Genomic DNA, 17431 nt, shown 5'->3' on the forward strand with positions numbered 1-17431 from the left:
CGCGAGGATGCACGCCGGTGAAGCGTGCGGGACATCCGCGCTCCGCGCTTACCGCATTGCTTCACCGGAAAACGACATCACCGGTGGAAAATTCCCTGCAAAAATGGCCGGTGGTTTGCGGATCAGGATGGGAAACAACACACGGGAAAAGGCTGAAAGCTTCGCGTCGATCAACAGCAAGCTCGGCGTGGTGCAGAAGGGTGCACTGACGGAGGCCATCCGGGCGGCTTATGCCAAACGCGCCGCATCGGCCGCACCCTATCCGGACTTTCCCGATGTGCTCGAACTGGCGGCACTCGCCTATGAGGCAGACGGCAAGAAAGACGATAGCCTCATCGAGGTCTTGCGCGATCTATCCGATTTCGAGCTGTTCTGGCGTCACGGCAGCGAGGGCACACCGATGGACCGGGTGTCGAACCGCACGATGTTGATCGATCTGCATGCCATGCCGGTACTGAAGGAGTTGGTCGGCTATCTCGTCATCGAGCGGCTTTACAAGGAGATGACGACCCTGCCCGATAGTCCGGTAACCGAGGGTCGACGGACCATTCGGTCCATCCTGGTGATCGACGAGGCGCACAACTACCTCGGCCAGAAGAACATTTTCCTACAGCGGATCATTCGCGAAGGGCGCTCGAAGGGTGTCGTCGTCTTCTTCGCTAGCCAGTCGCCCAACGACTATCAGCAAAAGTTCTTCAACTTCCAGGAGCTGCTTGAATTCGCCTACATCTTCCAATGCGACGGCGTGGCCGCCGGATCGGTACAGGACATTCTTGGTTGCAGCAGCAAGACGGCGAAGGATCTTCAGACGGAGATTTCCCGACTGGAACCTTGGCAGGTCATTGCGCGCAGTCCTGAAAAAACCGAAGAGTTTGTTAAGTTTACCGCCGAGGCGTTCTACAAGAGCTATTCCTGATCGCAGTGGGAGTTCGGCCCAACGATTCGTTTGCCAGGGCGGGTCGCTAAGACACCGGTCGAGCGCATCGCCAAGGGGCTCGTCCTTGCCGCGCTCTAACTCGAGGCTGTGCCTTGATACCAATCGATAGGCGCTTTCCCGCCAGTGAATTCCGGTTGGAACAAGGTCGTTGTGCCTGCTAATCTGTACGGAAATAAACCGTATCGAGAACGAGTATGTCCGAAGCCATCGAGCGATTCGACATCCGATTGCCCGCCAACGCCAAACAGCTGCTGATGCAGGCGGCGGACATCAGCGGCAATACCCTGACCGGCCTCGTGCTGAACGCAGCGCTGGAGAAGGCCCGGGAAATCCTGCGCAGCCACCAGCACTTCATATTGAACGCCGAGGAATGGCGTCGTTTTTCCGACACTCTGGACAATCCCCCCGAGCCGAACGACACGCTGCAAGCCGCCTGGCGCGACTACCGCGATGCCGAACCGGAATGAAGATTGTCGCGTTCGATCCCCGTCGCCACAAGCGCGCGGATTTTGCGTGCGGCCATGACGCCCTGGACGAATATCTGAGACGCTACGCGGGCCAGAGCTTGCGCAACCACTTGGCGCGGGTGTATGTGGCTGAAGACGGCCACGCTAAGGTTCTGGGCTATTACACCTTGTCCGCGGCCTCCCTCGGTCACGACGAGCTTCCCGAATCCCTCGCTCACCGGCTGCCGAAGTATCCCGTTCCGGCCGTCTTGATCGGGCGCATGGCGAGCGACCGCCGGGCGCGCGAATCCGGACTTCGCATTGGCTCTCGCCTCTTGATTCACGCCCTCAAACAATCTTTACGGGCAGCCGGCACGATTGGCGTGCAATGCGTCATCGTGGACAGCAAGCCGGAAGCCGTGGCATTTTACCGGCGTTTCGGATTCATTCCGTTGACGGAGGATGGCTTGAAGCTCTATCTGCCGATCAGCACGATCCTGAGATTGGACGCACGCGACGATTGATCCGCTGATGCCTGGATAGAAGCGGCCAGCGTCAGGGGCGACGGCCGTATTCACACGGTGACCTGCAATGAACGAAAGCCACCTCTTCATGGCGACCTCGACAGGTTTCGGCCTGCTGGCGGTTAGTTGGATCTGGTTTGCCGTGGTCGCTTGGCGGCGTAGCCGTCCGTGGGGTGTCGCGGTCGCGCTCTTTCCGCCGGCCGGGCTGCTCTTCGCCGTCGGCCGATTTCATGCCGTACGCGGTCCACTCGTCCTGGGATTGTCTGGAGTGCTGCTCGCTGCCGGTCCGCCGGTCGTCAACCGCCTGTTGCCTGTCGATCTTGGCCCGCGCGATGTGCTGGTCGACGGCGAGCGCCATATCACCCTGACGGGTTGGGACCGGCACGACTATCGGCTGCTGGAAGGCGCGACGGACGTGGTCGTGCTGCAGATGGCCAACGCGGATGTGACGGACGAGACCTTGGCGCTGCTCGCCGGGATGGATCGTCTTCGCGAGCTGGATCTTAACGAGAGCGCCGTGACCGACGCGGGGCTCGCGCGTCTTGCGGCATCGACGCGTTTGGAGCGGCTGCGTCTGGCGAACACGGGCATTACCGACGCCGGCTTTCGCGCGTTCCTGATGCCTCATCCGTCTCTGCTAGAGCTGGATCTGCGCGGCACATCCGTCTCGGCCGAGACCATCTCCGAATGGCGCAAGGCCAAACCCGGGCGCCGGGCCTTGCGTTGAGGTCGCATCCCCCTTCAGCCCCATGAGGTGACGAAACCATGACACTCGACGCGTCCGTTCCGGGTGATCTGCCCAACGTCCGATTCCTCGCCAAGGCCTGCGAGCTGGCCTACCTGGACGAGCCCGACGGTCCGACCGGCTTTCGGGCCGAGCTGGGTCTGGATGCGCGCCTCATCGGCGTCGACAACACGCAGGTCTATGTGGCGAGCGACCTGGGCGCGCTGGTGGTCGCCTTTCGCGGCTCGCAATCGCCGACCAGTCTCGACGGCGTCAAGGACTGGCTGCTGACCAACGCGAACAACCTGTTGGTCGTCCCCGAAGGACGTATCGGCACGGACTTCGCGGCCGCAGGCGTGGGGGCCCGATTTCATCGCGGCTTCATGCAGGCGTTGGACGAGATCTGGGCGCCGCTCGTACAGGCCGTCCAGGAGGCGATGGACGCATCGGAGCGACCGCTCTGGGTGACGGGGCACAGCCTCGGCGGTGCACTTGCGTTGCTTGCGGCCTGGCGTTTTCAGCGCGCCTTCATCGGGGTGCACGAGGTCGTCACCTTCGGGGCGCCGATGATAGGCAACGCCGTTGCGGCCCATGCCTTCGAGCAGGCGTTTCCCGACCGGATCTTCCGCTATGTCGATATCGAGGATCCGGTCCCGCTCCTGCCGACGGTCAGCCTGGTGGCGAACGCCTATGCCCATTGTCTCAACGAGGTCAGGCTTCAAGGCCCGACGCAGAGTGCATTCACACACGCGCTCGGTGAGCTCGGGCGCACGGCGGTGGAGGGCATGCTCACGGCGAGCCTGGCCGACGAGCTCTGGACGCTCGTGCGCAAGGGCATTCATGCCCATCTGATCCCCAACTATCAAGCGCGCCTGCGCGGCTGAATCGCGTCTCAACCGGACCGGTCGGTCTTGGGATCCATGCCCTCGGGCGCATAGGCCCGCAGCAGCACATCCACCCCGCATTCGACCCGACGGCGCAGCTGCTCGGCGTCGGGTCGCGGGCAGCCGCCGCTCAAGAGCCCCGTGGTCTGAATCCCTTGCCAGATGCCGAGGAGCTGCTCGGCGGCCAGGCGGCTGTCGTGCGCGCATAGGTCGCCGCGCGCCGATGCCTCGGCCAGGCGGGCGGCGAGGCGATCGCGTGTCGCCTCCGCGCCGTCGCGATAGACGAGTCTGCCGAGCCAGGTCTCCTTCCCGGCCAGGGTCGCCAACATCCGTTGCAGGGCGACATAGTCGTCGCTGCTCAGGAAGCCCACCAGCGCGCATCCCAGATCGATCAGGGCTTGTCTCAGCCCGCACTGCCCGGAGGGCAGATCGTCGAGCGCCGCCGTCATCTCGCTGCGCTGCAGCAGCACGACCGCACGGATCAGACCCTGTAGATCACCGAAATGGCTGTAGACCGTGACCTTCGAAACACCGGCGGCACGGGCGACGGCCTCCATGTTGAGTGCCTGGATCGAGCCCGAGAAGAAGAGCCGGCGAGCGGCGTCGAGAATCGCCGCGTGCTTGGCGGGGTCCGGTGGTCGACCGCGCCCGGCGGCTCGGGGCGCCCCCGGTATCTCGGATGCGCCGGCGTCGGATGTCGGCATGGCTGTGTGCTCCGTCATGTTTTCGGGCATTTACTAAACGCTATCGTACAGGAATAATGGTGCGGTGAACCACCAACCAAAACCGACCCGCGCGGCGCAGGAGTGACCCTTGTCGACCAGGATGAAGAGGATCGGAGCCGTGTTCGTCGCGGCACTGCTCGGCTCGGGATGTGGGCCGAATGCCGACGAGCCGGCCGCGCCCACGGCGGAGCCCGATCGCGAATCGGTGCCTTGGGTGTTGTCGGCCCGGGTGGAGCTCGCGCCGAACAGCGTCTGGACGCTCACGGGCACGGTACGCGCTCGCCATGAGATCCCGCTGTCCTTCCGTATCGGCGGGGAGATTCAGGCGCGTCTGATCGACGCGGGGGCGCGGGTCGAGGCCGGCGACGTCCTGTTTCGGCTGGATCCGCGCGACGTGACCCAACAGCGTTTGGCGGCCGAGGCGACGGTGGCGAGCGCGCTGGCGGAGAGCGAGAACGCGAATCGCGAGCGCGATCGTCTCGACGATCTTCTCGTCAAGCGGCTCGCCAGCGAGCAGGACCATGATCGGGCCGTGACCGCCGCGCGCGCCGCCGAGCAACGGCTGGTCGCGGCGGAAGCGAACCTGGAGCAGGCACGCAACGCCATCCTCTATGCCGACCTGGTCGCACCCGCGGCGGGCGTGCTCCTGGACGTGGAGGGACAGGTCGGACAGGTGGTCTCGCCGAGTCAGGCGGTCGCACGCCTGGCCGAGGACGGGCCGCGCGAGATCGAGGTCCAGGTGCCCGAGGCGCGGCGTATCGATCTGCCGACCGAGGCGACGGCACGGCTCGCGAACGCCGCGACGAACGGACCGACGTCCGCACGCGTGACCCTGCGCGAGATCGCCGGCAGTGCCGATCCGCTCAGCCGGACCTGGCGTGCGCGCTATCGTCTGCCCGAGCTGACGAGCGAGCCCGGTCTCGGCACGACCGTGACCCTGACCTTCGAGACTGCGCGCGAGACGTCCGGACCGACTGCTCGGGTGCCGCTCGGAGCCATCCTGGAGCGCGGTGAAGGACCGCTGATCTGGCGGATCGAGGAGGGCCGGGTCGAGCCCGAGGCGGTCGAGCTGATCGGCATCGTCGGCGAGCAGGCCGAGATCCGGACCGATCTGGCGCCGGGCACGCCGGTCGTCGCGCTCGGGGCGCATCTCCTGCTGCCCGGTCAGGCCGTGCGGGTGCTCGAGCGATGAGCACCTTCGAGGACAGGTCAGCGGGGACGCGGTTGAATCTCTCCGCGCTCGCCGTGCGCGAGCGCTCCGTCACGCTCTTTCTGATTCTGGTGACCGCGATCGCGGGCTTGGTCGCCTTTCTGCAGCTCGGCCGTGCCGAGGACCCGGCCTTCACCGTGCGGGTGATGGTGGTCTCGGCGCTCTGGCCGGGGGCGAGCGCGCAACAGATGCAGGATCTGGTCGCCGATCCGCTGGAGAAGCGTATCGGCGAGGTCGAGCTCTTCTACCGGCTGGAGACCACGGCGCGCCCCGGACGGGTCGACATGCTGGTCGAGTTTCAGGACTACGCCCCCTCCGAGCAGATCCCCGATCTCTTCTACCAGGTGCGCAAACGCATGTCGGATGCGGCCGGGAGTCTGCCGGCCGGGGTGCTCGGGCCTTTCGTCAACGACGACTTCTCGGACGTCTATTTCGCGCTCTATGCGCTCTCGGCACCGGATCTGCCGAACCGTCTCCTGGTGCGCGAGGCCGAGCGGATCCGCGATCGGCTGGCCCGGGTCGAAGGGGTGCAGAAGGCGCGCATCCTGGGCGAGCGCCCGCAACGTTTTTTCGTGGAGCTCGATCAGGCGCGTCTCGCCAATCTCGGGGTGTCGCCCGCCGAGGTGCGCGAGGCCCTGGATGCCCAGAATCGACTTGCCCCGGCGGGTCTGGTCGAGACCGACGGGCCGCGGCTGTATCTGCGTCCGGACGCCGAGCTGCGCGAGCTCGAGGACATCCGTCAGGTGCCGCTGCGTGTCGGCGAGCATCTGCTGACGCTGGGCGAGATCGCCGAGGTCAGTCGCGGTTACGAGGATCCGCCCGAGTTTCTGATCCGTGCCGGCGGGGAGGATGCGGTCCTGCTCGGCGTGGTGATGCAGCGCGGAGAGAACGGGCTGGCGCTCGGCGAGCGCTTGGTCGAGGTTCAGAAAGGGCTTGAGGCCAGTCTGCCTTTGGGTATCGGCTTCACACAGCTCACCAATCAGGCCGACGCCATCACGCATGCCGTCGACCTCTTTCAGATCAAGTTCCTGGTCGCGGTCGCGGTCGTGATGCTGGTCAGCTTCGTCGCCATCGGCTGGCGTGCCGGGCTGGTCGTCGGCATCGCCATCCCGCTGACCCTCGCGATCACCTTTCTGCTGATGTTGATCAAGGGCATCAACCTGGACCGGGTCAGCTTGGGCGCACTCATCATCGCCCTGGGGCTCTTGGTCGACGATGCCATCATCGCCATCGAGATGATGCTGGTGAAGATGGAGGCGGGATGGGACCGGCTGCGTGCCGCGGCCCATGCCTGGACGGTGACCGCAGCGCCCATGTTGAGCGGCACACTGGTGACCGTGATCGGCTTCGTGCCCATCGGCTTCGCGCGCTCGGGCGTGGGCGAGTACGCGGGCAACATCTTCTGGGTGCTGGCCTTCGCGCTGCTCGCCTCCTGGGTGGTGGCGGTGACCTTCACCCCTTATCTGGGCACCTTGCTGCTGAAGGCGCCGACACGCCCGGGCGAGCATGCCGCGGAGAGCGCCTACGCGACGCCGCTTTACCGCAAGCTGCGCGGGCTGATCCGCGGCTGTGTCCGCTATAAGATCTGGGTGGTGGCCGCGACCTTCGGGCTGTTGGTCCTGTCGATCGTCGGGCTGGCCGGCAGCGTGCAGAAACAGTTCTTCCCGTCCTCGGATCGCCCGGAGGTCCTGATCGACATCCGGCTCCCCGAGGGCAGCGCGATCCGCGCGACCGCGGCCGTGGTCGAGCGGGTCGAGGCGATCCTGGCGGATGCGCCCGGCGTGCGCTCGAGCGCGGCCTATCTCGGCGCCGGGGCACCGCGATTCTTCCTGGCGCTGAACCCCGAGTTTCCGAATCCGGCGTTTGCCAAGCTGATCGTGGTGGCGGAAGGCGCGGCCGAGCGCGATGCGCTCATTGCGCAGCTCCAAGCGCATGTGGAGGCCGGTGAGTTTCCCGAGGCGCGGGTGCGGGTGCACACGCTGCTTTACGGGCCCCCGGTGATCTGGCCCGTGACCTTTCGGGTGGTGGGGCCTGATCCGCTGGTGCTGCGCCGGATCGCAGATCAAGTGCGGGATGTGGTCGCCGCTAATCCGAATACGATGGACCCGCATCTGGACTGGGGCGAGCGCGTCCCCGTGGTGCGGCTTGCGCTCGACCCGGAGCGTCTGCGTCTGATCGGGCTCACCCCGCGAGAGCTCGCCGGCCAACTGGAGTATCAGCTCTCCGGGCTGCCGGCGACCGAGATCCGCGAGGACATCCGCAATGTTCAGCTGATCCTGCGGGGGCTTGCCGAGGAGGGACCGCCGGGCGCGGACGGCGCCGGGGTCGGATCCGGAGCAGGCGGCAGCGGCGCGGCGATCACGCCGACCAGCCTCGCCGGCATCAATCTCAAGACGCTCGACGGCCGGACCATCCCGCTCGAGCAGGCCGGCGAGCTGATGATCGCCTTCGAGGACCCGGTGCTCAAGCGCTACAACCGCGAGCCCTTCATCGCGGTGCAATCCGAGGTCCGAGGCGCCCAGCCACCGAACGTGACGCAGGCCATTTGGGCCGAGCTGCAGGGGCTGATTGCCGAGCTGCCGCCCGAGTATCGGATCGACATCGGCGGTGCGGTGGAACAATCGGGCAAGGCCGATGCCTCGATCCAACGCGTCCAGCCGATCATGCTGGCCTTGATGCTGATCGTCATCATGCTCCAGATGCGCAGCTTCTCGGGCACGCTCATGGTCGTGGCCACGGCGCCGCTCGGTGTGATCGGGGCCACGCTTGCCTTGCTGATCGCCGATCGTCCGTTCGGCTTCGTCGCGCTGCTCGGGCTGATCGGTCTGGCCGGCATCCTGATGCGCAACACACTCATCCTGGCCAAGCAGATCGAGGACAACCTGCATCAGGGGCTGGAGCGTTCCGCGGCGGTCGTGGAGGCCACGGTACAGCGTGCGCGCCCGGTGGTGCTGACCGCGGCGGCGGCCGTCTTCGCCTTCATCCCGCTGACCACGGATACCTTCTGGGGGCCGCTCGCCTTTGTGCTGATCGGCGGGGTGTTGGTCGGTACCCTGATTACGCTGCTGTTTCTGCCGGCGCTTTACGCAGTGTGGTTTCGTGTGCGCTTGAGCGCGACGAGCACATCCGGCGCATGACCGAAAGCCGACACCGCGCGGGCATCATCCGCCTTCGGTAAGGCGCGGCTTAACCCCAATTGAACCGGTCGTCTTCCGATCCGGACTCGCCTTCGAGGATCTTACGCTTACCGTCGAGCAGAAAGGCGATGGCGCGTTTCAGGTCCGTGAGCATGACCACCTGCTCGGCCCCCTGTCGCATCGAGGCGTAAGAGGCCGCGAGCAGGACGGCGTTTTGGATGTCACCGCCCGCGGCACCCTCGGAATAGAGCGCCAGGCTCTCGAAATCGACATCCTCCGCCAGCGGCAACTGGGGCGGGATATGGCAGCGCCAGATCTGCTCGCGCTGCTCGGTGGCGGGGAGCTTGAACTCGACATGGGCGAGCATGCGCCGCAGGAAGGCTGTGTCGTAATTGCCGACCAGATTCGAGGCGAAGATGACCGCTCCGTCGAAATTGTCGAGCTCGATCAAGGTCGTGCTGCGCGCGACATTGATGCTGTTGTCCGCCGATTGGGAGACGTTGACCAGACGCTTGCCGAGGATGGAGTCGGCCTCGTCGAAAAAGAGTAGGGCGCCCGTCTCGGATGCCTTGGCGAAGGCGGCCTTGATGTTCTTGGGGGTTTCGCCGACATACTTGGATTCCAGCTCGGCGTAGCTGATGCGCAGGATCTTCTTGGCGAGCAGGTCGGCGATGGCATCCGCGGCGAGGGTCTTGCCGGTACCCGGCGGGCCGTAGAAGTTGAGCGCCACCCTGCGTCCGGTGCGCGCGACCGAACACAGCCCCCAGGTCACGTAGATCAAGTCCTGAGAGACGAGCACGTTGGTCGCCTCGCGGATGCGCTCCAGGGTGTCCTGATCGAGGATGAGCTGATTGAGGGTGTGGCGAGGCTCGACCGGCTCGATGCCCTCCAGGCGCGTCTCTTCCGTCTCGTCGGGCGGCGATGCAGCGGCGCCGGGCTGCGCCATCGCAACGCCATTGGTCGTGACGGTTTGGCCGTAGGGGTGCTCCAGGGTCGTCTTCGTCGGATTGAAATCGACCCGGATCTTCGGCTTGTTCAGGAGCCCCGGAAACTCGGATGTTTCGAGCACCTGGACCAGCCGTTTCAGAAAGGCGTTGGACGCCGCCGGCTCGACTTCTACCGAGGTGCCCTGCCCCTTTTCCAAGCAGTGCGGGCAGTACAGGAGAGGTGCGCCGACCACCTCGACGAAGAAGTGGCCGAGATTGCTCTTCTTGCCGTGGTGCGAGAGCACCAGCTCGCAGCCATGCACCGGACAGGTCGGCGTCTTGCGCAGCAGAGACATCACCCGCGAGCCCTATAAAACCGCGTCTCGTACGACATGCACTCTGTTCATTCGGGTCTCGCCCTCGCAGGAGTCCACGCCCGCTGCAGCGGACGCGGTTCAGCCAAAGACCACATTGAGCATGGTCAGCGCCACGACCAGGAAGATGATCGTCATGATCCCGCCGGCCCGCATGAAGTCGACGACCCGATAATTGCCTGGTCCCATGAGCAGCGCGTTGACCTGATGGGTCGGAATCAAGAAGGAGTTCGACGTTGCGATGGCGACCGTCAATGCGAAGACGGCCGGGTTCGCGCCGATCCCCAGGGCCATGTTGACCGCCAGCGGGACGAGCAAGACGGTCGCGCCGACGTTCGACATCACCAAGGTGAAGAAGGTGGCGAGCACCGCGAGCGCGGCTTGGACGACCCAGATCGGCACGTCGCCGAGCGCCGTCAGTGTCTGCTGGGCGATCCAGGCGGCGGTGCCGCTGGCCTCGACCGCGAGCCCGAGCGGGATGAGCGAGGCCAACAGAAAGACCGTCTTCCAACTCACGGCCTCGTAGGCCTCGTCGATCGAGAGCACGCCCGCGAGGATCATGCCCATGGCGCCGGTGAGCAGGGCCACCGAAAGCCGCAGATCGGTCAGGAGCACCAAGGCCAGCGTGATCACGAAGAAGACCAGAGCCGCGCGGACCTTATGCGGACGCAGCTCCTCGTGAGGATACTCGGTCGTGACCACGACGAAGTTGCGGTCCTTGGTCAGGCGCGTCAGGTCTGCCCAGGTCGTGTGGACCACCAAGGCATCGCCGGCGAGCAGGGGCGTATTGCGCACGCCGCCGGTGTTGAAGGTGATCTGGGTACCGCCGCGATTGATGGCGAGTAGGGAGAGCCCGTAGGTCTTGCGCATCCAGACATCGCGCGCGGTCTTGCCGATCAGGCTCGAGCCGGGCGGGATCACGATCTCGGCGACGCCCGCCTTGGTGTTGGACATCGCCTCGGAGAAGAGCTCGAGGTCGGGTTTGACATCGACCGCGTTCTCCTCGGCAAAGCGCTTGAGCTTCTCCTCGGTCCCAAGCAGACCGAGCGTCGTGCCGGGCTCGATGCCCAGCGAGCGATCCACGCCGTCGGCACCCAGACGCAGCCCGTCACCCTTCTCGACGGCGATGACCCGTATCCGCCAGGTCTGCTCCAGGTCGTCGACGCTCATGCCGACCAGCGTACTCTCCGGACGGAGTCTGATCTCGCGGATCTCGAAGGAGGACAGCCCGTAGGTTTCCGCGAAATAGGCGCTGGCATCGTTGCCGGTCAGCATCTCGTTCCCGCGCGAGGGCAGGACGAAGCGTCCGGCAAGCACGAAATAGAGGATACCTGCGATCAGCAGGGCGATGCCGATCGGCGTGACATCGAAAAGCTGAAAGGTCTCCATCGGCGCCGTACCCGCCGGGAGTGCCTTGTTCGAGGTTAGGATCAGGTCGTTCAAGAGGATCAGCGGGCTGGAGCCGACCATGGTGATGGTGCCGCCGAGGATGGCGCAGAAGCCCATCGGCATGAGCAGGCGGGACATCGGCAACCCGGTGCGCGCGGAAATGCGGCTGACCACGGGCAAAAAGAGCGCCGCGGCCCCGACGTTCTGCATGAAGCTCGAGATGCCGCCGACGGTTCCGGAGATCAGCGGGATGATCCGCGACTCGGTTTTGCCGCCGATGCGCATGATGAAGCCCGCGACCTTGGACATGATTCCGGTCTTGTCGAGCCCGGCCCCGATGATCATGACCGCGATGATGGAGATGACCGCGTTGCTCGCGAAGCCGTCGAACAGATGCTCGACCGGCACCAGCCCCTGCCCGAGCCCCATCAAGGGCGCAAATAGCCCGGACAGCCCGAGCAGAACCATGATACTGATCGCGGCGACGTCGACGGTGACGACCTCGAAGGCGAACAGAAAAATGGTCAGGAGAAGGAAGCCGACGACCCAGGCGATCTCCACGGACGGGACGATACCGGCGAGGTAGAACCCGACGACTGCAAAGACGACCGCGGCGAGATCGGTCTTGGTCAGGGCGCGAAAAGCGGCGAGCATGCTGAAATGTCCTCTCTGTGTTCGGGTCCGTGCAACGGCTTCGGCGCCGAGCCTTCGACAGGGTGCCGAGCGGACCTGTTGTTATGGCCTGCGGTGTCGCGGGACGACGGCTCCTTCAGGTGTTGCGGCGGATGCTCCGGCAGACGGGGCAGCTCGGGCTCGGAGCGTGAACGGCTCTCGTCTCTGCGCCGTGAAGGATCGCCGAAAGACCAGTGATCATAATGAATCGGATCCGGTTTTTCCCGGTTTTCTTCGAGGTCTTGCGCGTGCGCCCGACTTGGAGTGCGCGTTTCGGTGCCTCCGACATCCGTGTCGTAAGAATCCGGTCTGTAGCTCTGAACCCGGCGCACTGCTAGTCTTGATCCCATCTTTTAAACCGATCGCGTCCGGAGTCCGGAGCCATGAAGCACCTTGTTCGTCGGGTCCTGGTCAACCTCTGTTGGATCTCCGGCATTCTGCTCGGAACCGCAGACGCGGCTCCGCTGGTGAACGTCGAGGAGGAGCTGCAGCGTCTGATGGCGGAGCACGGGTTCGAGGTGCGCGGCATCGAGCAAACGGCCGACATGGAGGGACGCGCCGAGGGTGCCGAGCTGGTGCCTCGCCTTCGCGTACTGCTGGACGGTTTCGACCATGTGATCGTTCAGACCGACAACGGCGGGGTCGATCGGGTCATTATCCTCGGCGAGAAGGTTGCCGTGGTCGCGCCGCCGTTGATCATCGATGGTGAGGGATCGGGTTTCCCCTCGGACGCCGCCCCGCAGGGCGAGGAAGGCCAACCGGGCGATCCAATCGTCTTGCCGACGCAGCGTCAGGGAACCTCGCATGCCGTGAACCTGACCATCGAGGGGCCGAACGGCCAGCGCGTGCAGCGCGTGTTGCTGATCGACACGGGTTCGGATCATGTGGTCCTGCCGGCCTCCTTGATCGGCCCGCTCGGGATCTCGCCGAACGATCTGCGGATGCAGACGGTACAGACCGCCAACGGGACCGTCGACGCGCGGCTTGGTACCTTGAGCGGTGTGTGGCTGGGAGAGACGCGGGTCGAAGGCGTCTCCGCAGCCTTCATCGACGACGCCCGGCTCGGTGGGAACGCCCTCTTGGGGATGAGCTTGCTCGGTCGCTTCCGCGTCACCATCGACGACGAGCAGAATCAGCTGACCTTGGCGGCTCGGTAGGGCTGAAGAAGTCGCCTGACGCCGGCGAGCGTTACGGGATGGCAACATCCCGGGATCGACGACTTGCAGTCGTCTTCTTCCGCCTCCCGGATGGCCCGAGGGGGCGAGCTCGACGCGACGATTCAGGGTTCGGCGCGGTTTAGGATGATCGACCACGGATTCTTGTTGGGAGCACTTGTGGCGGTGGAGCTCGCCGCCCAAGTCGCCACCGCAGCTCACCTTCTGCTCAGCCGTCGCGACGTGCCTTCCACAGTCGGTTGGGCGGGGCTGGTCATTCTGGCCCCGATGGCCGGGCTGGTGCTCTACTGGCTGTTCGGGATCAACCGCATCACCCTGAAGCTCATGCAGTGGGCCGCGCAAGCCCAGGTTGACCAGCTTCTGGAGGGGCACTGCCGGATCCGGCTCTCCCCGCCACCCTTCGATCACACCAAGCTGATGCTGATCGACGATGCCTGGTCATTTCTCGGCTCGGCAAACTCGGAAGGCCCCGTAGGTCGGGTTAGCGCAGCTTAACCCGACGTTCGACTTAGCCCGCAACCTAAAGCCGCGCCAGCAGCTCGGCCTTCTTGGTGTTGAACTCATCGTCCGTGAGGATGCCCTTTGCCCTGAGATCGCCGAGGCGTTCGATGGCGGCGAAGATATCGCCCTCGTTCGCGCGTGGGTTCGACGCGGGCTGATTCTGCATGGGGCGATCCGGCGCATAGGCCGGCGGAGGCGCCGCAGCGGGTCGACCGTTGCGCGAGACGACCGGGAGGCGTCCGAGATCGATGGTGCCGTATTGGCTGCCGAAGCTGATCGAGCCGCCCATGCCTTGCTGCTGGGAGAAGCCGCCGATCTGGTGATCCAGCGTATCGTAGACCCAGACATCCCCGCCCGTGTTCACGGCCAGGCGCCGTGCGTTGGCGAAATAGGCGTACTTGACGTTGTTCTGACTCCCGGTCGCGTTCGGTGCGCCGAGCTCTTGCGGCCACCAGTGATCGGCGGGGTCCGGCACGAAGAGTTCGGATTCACCGCGGACGCCGCCGCTCGTTTGGTTCTGAAAGGATCCGCCGCCTTGGCTCTGGGACTGAAAGCTCCCGCTCTGAAGAAGGCCGGGCTGGTTGGCGAGCAGGTTGGAGAGCTCGTAGCAGAGTGCGTCGACCCGTCCCTTCAGCGAGGAGTTGAACATGTCGCCGAGCATGAGCATGCCGCCCTGCATCCACTGGCCCGAGCCGCCGAACTCCGGGTGGCTGAACTGGGCCATGCTGCCGTTGCCGTTGAGCACGGCGATCAGCATGTGGGTGACTGCATCCTGGCTGAAGCCGTGACGCAGGGCGATATCGTCGACGATCTGTTGGCCCTGCGGTGTGAGGTGTTGCATCTTTGAGGTTCCGAGATGGTTCTTCGATTCCCGGCACGCTAACACAAGGCGCTCCCCGGTGTCGGCTCGACCGCGCTAGGCGGCCCGTCGCTCGGCCGCGACCATGATCTCCCGAGCCGGTCCAAGTGGATCCGCGCCGATGGTGCCGACAAGTGCATCCAGGTAAGCGGGTTCCTGGACCCTTGCCAGATCGGCCTTGGCCCGCTCCAAGCGCGCGGCGGCGTCGAGGCGGTCGGCCTCGTCGGCGTAGTGGCGTAGCTCCTTGAACTGCTGGAGATTCAGCACCATCCGCCGGGCGAGCTGAATGTCGCGCTGCTGCTTGACCTCCAGCCGCTCGCGGTACCAGTCGGAGTCCACGAGATACGCGCGTGTGAAGAGGTTGCGGATGACGGGGTCGTTGACCCTGCGACCCTGATAATGACCTTCGGCCATGATGTGGAGCAGGGCCGCGAGGGGCGGACAGGCGTCCTCGATGCTGCCGTCCTCGAAATAGCGTCGGGCGACACGCTCTTGTGCCTCGCAGATGTTCTCGATGCCGTCGACGAAGACCTCCAGGCTCTGCGACTCCGGGCGCAGGATGGCCGAGGTGAAGACCGCGCGCGGATTGTCGAAGATCTTGCCCATGAAGTGGGCCACGAAGCGCTCGGTGATGCGGTAGCCGAGCCGGCTCGCCAGCACGGTACGGCCTTGGTACTCGAAGTCTTCGAGTCGCTCCAGATAGTCGTTTGCGATCAGATAGTGCGGATCACGCTCCTGCTCGGTGAGACGGGCCCAGATCTCCGGGATCAACAGGGAGACATCGTGCGAGACCTTGACGTTCGGGCCGATGTGTCCGGCGGAGCTGGAGAATCCGGCATAGCCGGTAAGGATGTAGGACACCAGTGCGTTGTTGAGGTCGACCGTCTGGCGCACGGCATTGAAGGGTGCCTTGGTGAGGGCTCCTTCGCTGCCGGCACCGGTGGTCGATGGAGACTTGCCGGTGAGCGAGCAGATGAAGTCCATGAAGAGCTCGGGCAGCTCTTGGTAGTGGATCGGGTTGTAGACCGCGAGCGCACGGATGCCGGGCTCGGGCGGGTTGTTGCGCCGTCCGGTCAGGACCGCGTCGACCGGGTGGCAGACCGGGATGTCCAGGGGCAGCTTGCGATGGAGGCGTGCGCCCATCTCGGCGACGTACTTGCGCACCGGGTTGACCAGATCCGGGCGGACCTGCAGGTAGCGCGGGTTCTTCGACGGCTTGCCGTCGACCAGCCGGGGATGGGCGGAGGAGACCACGGCAAGGCCGTCGCGCGCCGCCTGTTCGAGACGCTCGCGCATGGGTGCGGTGAAGGTCGAGAGGGTCAGAACATCGCCGATGACCGCGTCCAGCGTCGGTCCCGCCAGCGGCTCGAAGTTGGCCATGAAGTTGCCGTCCTGCGCCATCTCGAGCTCGGTCTGCTTGTCGAAACCGGGGATGATGGCGTCGTCCGGACGCTGGAACAGACGGTATTCGCAGTTTCGGGCGAGCTTGAGGCTGCGTCCGCCCTCGCGCGCCGCGGTTCGGCAGCCGCTGACCGCCCCCGCCGGTATCACGACCGAGGCGGTTATGTCGTCCTCCATCTGGATCTTCTCGGCCGCGATGAAGTCCTGGCGCAGCTTGAAGGTCCGCCACTTGCTGTCGAGATCGAACCCGACGCGCAGGTAGGTCGCCACGATGCGTCGCCCGAAGGCCTTGAGCTCGTGCCCGGGCGCCCCGTCGACCTCGTCGACCGAGAAGCGGTCGCGCCAGGCATCGCCCCAGCTCGGACGGTAGAGACGTTTGATCATGAAGGTCAGGGCCAGCAGCCGCGGCGGGATCATCTTGAGCAAGGTGTTGTACTCGCGCGTGTGGCTGGGCGAGGGGGTCAGCAGCTTGATGAGCGAGCCCAGACTGCGCTCGGGCGACAAGGGTTTGCGCCCGGCATCGTGGTCCTCGTGCTCGAAACCGGGGCGGAAGCGGTCACGGTAATCGCGATCGAAGATCTCCTGCACCCGGTCGAGATCCTGATTCAGATCGTCGACGAAGATGGGACCGTAGAGCACGGCGTCCTCGAGCGACTTGGAGATTTCGGACTTGCCGCCGCCCGAAACGGTGCAGGGCTTATGACAGAAGGTGCCTTCCGCCTTGGTGCCGATGAGACGCCAGGAGGGCGCGCCGGGGTGCTTGTGCATCTCGATCTTGTAGCCGTTGGGCTGGATGTAGATCTTGCCCGGCTGCAGCCGGATGGAACGTGTCGCGCCCTCGTAATCCCAGGTGATGCGCTGGGCGAGAAGGTCCATGCGCAGTTTCTGCGGGACATAGACGACCTGCGGGAAGCGTTTGTCGATCCCGTAGCCCTCCGGCTGCAGGTCCATGATGGCGCCGTAACGCGCGGCGACCTCGGTAAAGGAATAGCCGGGCTCGCGCGTGGTCTGATCCACGCCGAACTCCTCGCCGTGGTTGAAGCGCGGGAACGCGAGCGCGCCGCCCGAGTGCTCCTCCTCGGCCAGGCCGAAGAGGTTGGCGGCGAAGCTGATCTGGGTCTTCACCTCTTTCTTGCAGTAGCCGAAATAGTTGTCCGCCAGGATGGTGACGATGACCCCGGAGGTGTCGCGTGCGGTGATCTTGAAGGCATTGCCGTCGTTGTAGCGTTCATCCGGATCGCTCCAGCACATGCCATCCGCACGCTGGCGCTCCGTCGCGTGGTCACGGTGCGGTAGGCCCAGCGCCTGCTTGGTGAGTTGCGTCAGATGCGGGGCGAGCAGCACACAGCCGGTATGGCCGGTCCAGTGATCGACATCCAAGGCGGCGTCGAAATCGGCGAGATAGGGGTTGCCGCCGTTGCCGAAGATGCTCTCGACGAAATCCAGGTTCGAGACCAGATTGCCCGGCGCGAAGAAGCGGATCTCCATCGTCTTCTCGGGCTGGAAACCGGGCACCTCCGGGCAGACCAAGGGGCGCAGCAGGAGCG

At 65.2% G+C, this 17431-nt stretch carries 14 protein-coding genes; 9 read left to right on the top strand and 5 right to left on the bottom strand.

Annotation, left to right across the window (positions count from 1 at the left end; translation table 11 throughout):
• From VLR48_RS16740 to VLR48_RS16760, 5 genes are all read left to right on the top strand, one after another.
• Window positions 1–916: type IV secretory system conjugative DNA transfer family protein (locus VLR48_RS16740; RefSeq protein WP_325292879.1), on the top strand; the 916-nt coding region annotated here is incomplete at its 5' end.
• A gap of 215 nt (window positions 917–1131) precedes the next feature.
• On the top strand, window positions 1132–1404 hold the full coding sequence (locus VLR48_RS16745; protein WP_325292880.1) for a DUF1778 domain-containing protein: 273 nt from the start codon (window positions 1132–1134) through the stop codon (window positions 1402–1404).
• Entirely contained in the window at window positions 1401–1907 is a 507-nt protein-coding gene (locus tag VLR48_RS16750) for a GNAT family N-acetyltransferase (RefSeq protein ID WP_325292881.1), read from the top strand. The genes VLR48_RS16745 and VLR48_RS16750 overlap by 4 nt, the downstream gene beginning before the upstream one ends.
• A gap of 67 nt (window positions 1908–1974) precedes the next feature.
• Window positions 1975–2634, top strand: a complete 660-nt coding sequence (locus VLR48_RS16755; RefSeq protein ID WP_325292882.1) for a hypothetical protein — start codon at window positions 1975–1977, stop codon at window positions 2632–2634.
• Between the two features lie 38 nt (window positions 2635–2672).
• Window positions 2673–3515: a lipase family protein gene (locus tag VLR48_RS16760; RefSeq protein ID WP_325292883.1), complete on the top strand. Its 843-nt coding sequence runs from the start codon at window positions 2673–2675 to the stop codon at window positions 3513–3515.
• 8 nt (window positions 3516–3523) lie between these two features.
• Here VLR48_RS16760 and VLR48_RS16765 read toward each other — a convergent pair whose 3' ends face one another.
• Window positions 3524–4219 (bottom strand): TetR/AcrR family transcriptional regulator, encoded by a 696-nt coding sequence (locus VLR48_RS16765; protein WP_325292884.1) that lies wholly within the window; start codon window positions 4217–4219, stop codon window positions 3524–3526.
• Between the two features lie 109 nt (window positions 4220–4328).
• On the opposite strand from VLR48_RS16765, the gene VLR48_RS16770 reads away from it, so the two are divergent.
• Both VLR48_RS16770 and VLR48_RS16775 read left to right on the top strand, forming a co-directional pair.
• Window positions 4329–5432 carry an efflux RND transporter periplasmic adaptor subunit gene (locus VLR48_RS16770; RefSeq protein ID WP_325292885.1) on the top strand — a complete coding sequence of 368 codons (1104 nt, stop codon included), beginning with the start codon at window positions 4329–4331 and terminating at the stop codon, window positions 5430–5432.
• The gene (locus tag VLR48_RS16775; protein WP_325292886.1) at window positions 5429–8587 is read left to right on the top strand and encodes an efflux RND transporter permease subunit; all 3159 of its coding nucleotides are present in this window, start codon (window positions 5429–5431) and stop codon (window positions 8585–8587) included. The genes VLR48_RS16770 and VLR48_RS16775 overlap by 4 nt, the downstream gene beginning before the upstream one ends.
• A gap of 49 nt (window positions 8588–8636) precedes the next feature.
• Here VLR48_RS16775 and VLR48_RS16780 read toward each other — a convergent pair whose 3' ends face one another.
• Entirely contained in the window at window positions 8637–9869 is a 1233-nt protein-coding gene (locus tag VLR48_RS16780; protein WP_325292887.1) for an ATP-binding protein, read from the bottom strand.
• A gap of 99 nt (window positions 9870–9968) precedes the next feature.
• Entirely contained in the window at window positions 9969–11930 is a 1962-nt protein-coding gene (locus VLR48_RS16785; RefSeq protein WP_325292888.1) for an SLC13 family permease, read from the bottom strand.
• 401 nt (window positions 11931–12331) lie between these two features.
• Here VLR48_RS16785 and VLR48_RS16790 point away from each other — a divergent pair, with 401 nt between their 5' ends.
• Both VLR48_RS16790 and VLR48_RS16795 read left to right on the top strand, forming a co-directional pair.
• Complete coding sequence (locus VLR48_RS16790) at window positions 12332–13105, top strand: retropepsin-like aspartic protease (protein ID WP_325292889.1); 774 nt, start codon at window positions 12332–12334, stop codon at window positions 13103–13105.
• Between the two features lie 165 nt (window positions 13106–13270).
• A complete protein-coding gene (locus VLR48_RS16795) occupies window positions 13271–13618 on the top strand; it encodes a PLDc N-terminal domain-containing protein (RefSeq protein ID WP_325292890.1) in 348 nt (115 codons plus the stop codon).
• Between the two features lie 25 nt (window positions 13619–13643).
• Here VLR48_RS16795 and VLR48_RS16800 read toward each other — a convergent pair whose 3' ends face one another.
• Both VLR48_RS16800 and VLR48_RS16805 read right to left on the bottom strand, forming a co-directional pair.
• Window positions 13644–14465 carry an SHOCT domain-containing protein gene (locus VLR48_RS16800; RefSeq protein ID WP_325292891.1) on the bottom strand — a complete coding sequence of 274 codons (822 nt, stop codon included), beginning with the start codon at window positions 14463–14465 and terminating at the stop codon, window positions 13644–13646.
• 75 nt (window positions 14466–14540) lie between these two features.
• Window positions 14541–17431 (bottom strand): hypothetical protein (locus VLR48_RS16805; RefSeq protein ID WP_325292892.1); only part of this gene is annotated, 2891 nt, incomplete at its 5' end.

This window comes from Thiocapsa sp. (genome assembly GCF_035467215.1).
GTDB lineage: Bacteria > Pseudomonadota > Gammaproteobacteria > Chromatiales > Chromatiaceae > Thiocapsa.

What these genes read in the sequence shown, in the direction of transcription:
- VLR48_RS16790 (WP_325292889.1), top strand. Translation starts at nt 12,332, where the DNA reads ATGAAGCACCTTGTTCGTCGGGTCCTGGTCAACCTCTGTTGGATCTCC.
- VLR48_RS16765 (WP_325292884.1), bottom strand. Translation starts at nt 4,219, where the DNA reads ATGCCGACATCCGACGCCGGCGCATCCGAGATACCGGGGGCGCCCCGA.
- VLR48_RS16745 (WP_325292880.1), top strand. Translation starts at nt 1,132, where the DNA reads ATGTCCGAAGCCATCGAGCGATTCGACATCCGATTGCCCGCCAACGCC.
- VLR48_RS16800 (WP_325292891.1), bottom strand. Translation starts at nt 14,465, where the DNA reads ATGCAACACCTCACACCGCAGGGCCAACAGATCGTCGACGATATCGCC.
- VLR48_RS16760 (WP_325292883.1), top strand. Translation starts at nt 2,673, where the DNA reads ATGACACTCGACGCGTCCGTTCCGGGTGATCTGCCCAACGTCCGATTC.
- VLR48_RS16775 (WP_325292886.1), top strand. Translation starts at nt 5,429, where the DNA reads ATGAGCACCTTCGAGGACAGGTCAGCGGGGACGCGGTTGAATCTCTCC.
- VLR48_RS16780 (WP_325292887.1), bottom strand. Translation starts at nt 9,869, where the DNA reads ATGTCTCTGCTGCGCAAGACGCCGACCTGTCCGGTGCATGGCTGCGAG.
- VLR48_RS16755 (WP_325292882.1), top strand. Translation starts at nt 1,975, where the DNA reads ATGAACGAAAGCCACCTCTTCATGGCGACCTCGACAGGTTTCGGCCTG.
- VLR48_RS16750 (WP_325292881.1), top strand. Translation starts at nt 1,401, where the DNA reads ATGAAGATTGTCGCGTTCGATCCCCGTCGCCACAAGCGCGCGGATTTT.
- VLR48_RS16785 (WP_325292888.1), bottom strand. Translation starts at nt 11,930, where the DNA reads ATGCTCGCCGCTTTTCGCGCCCTGACCAAGACCGATCTCGCCGCGGTC.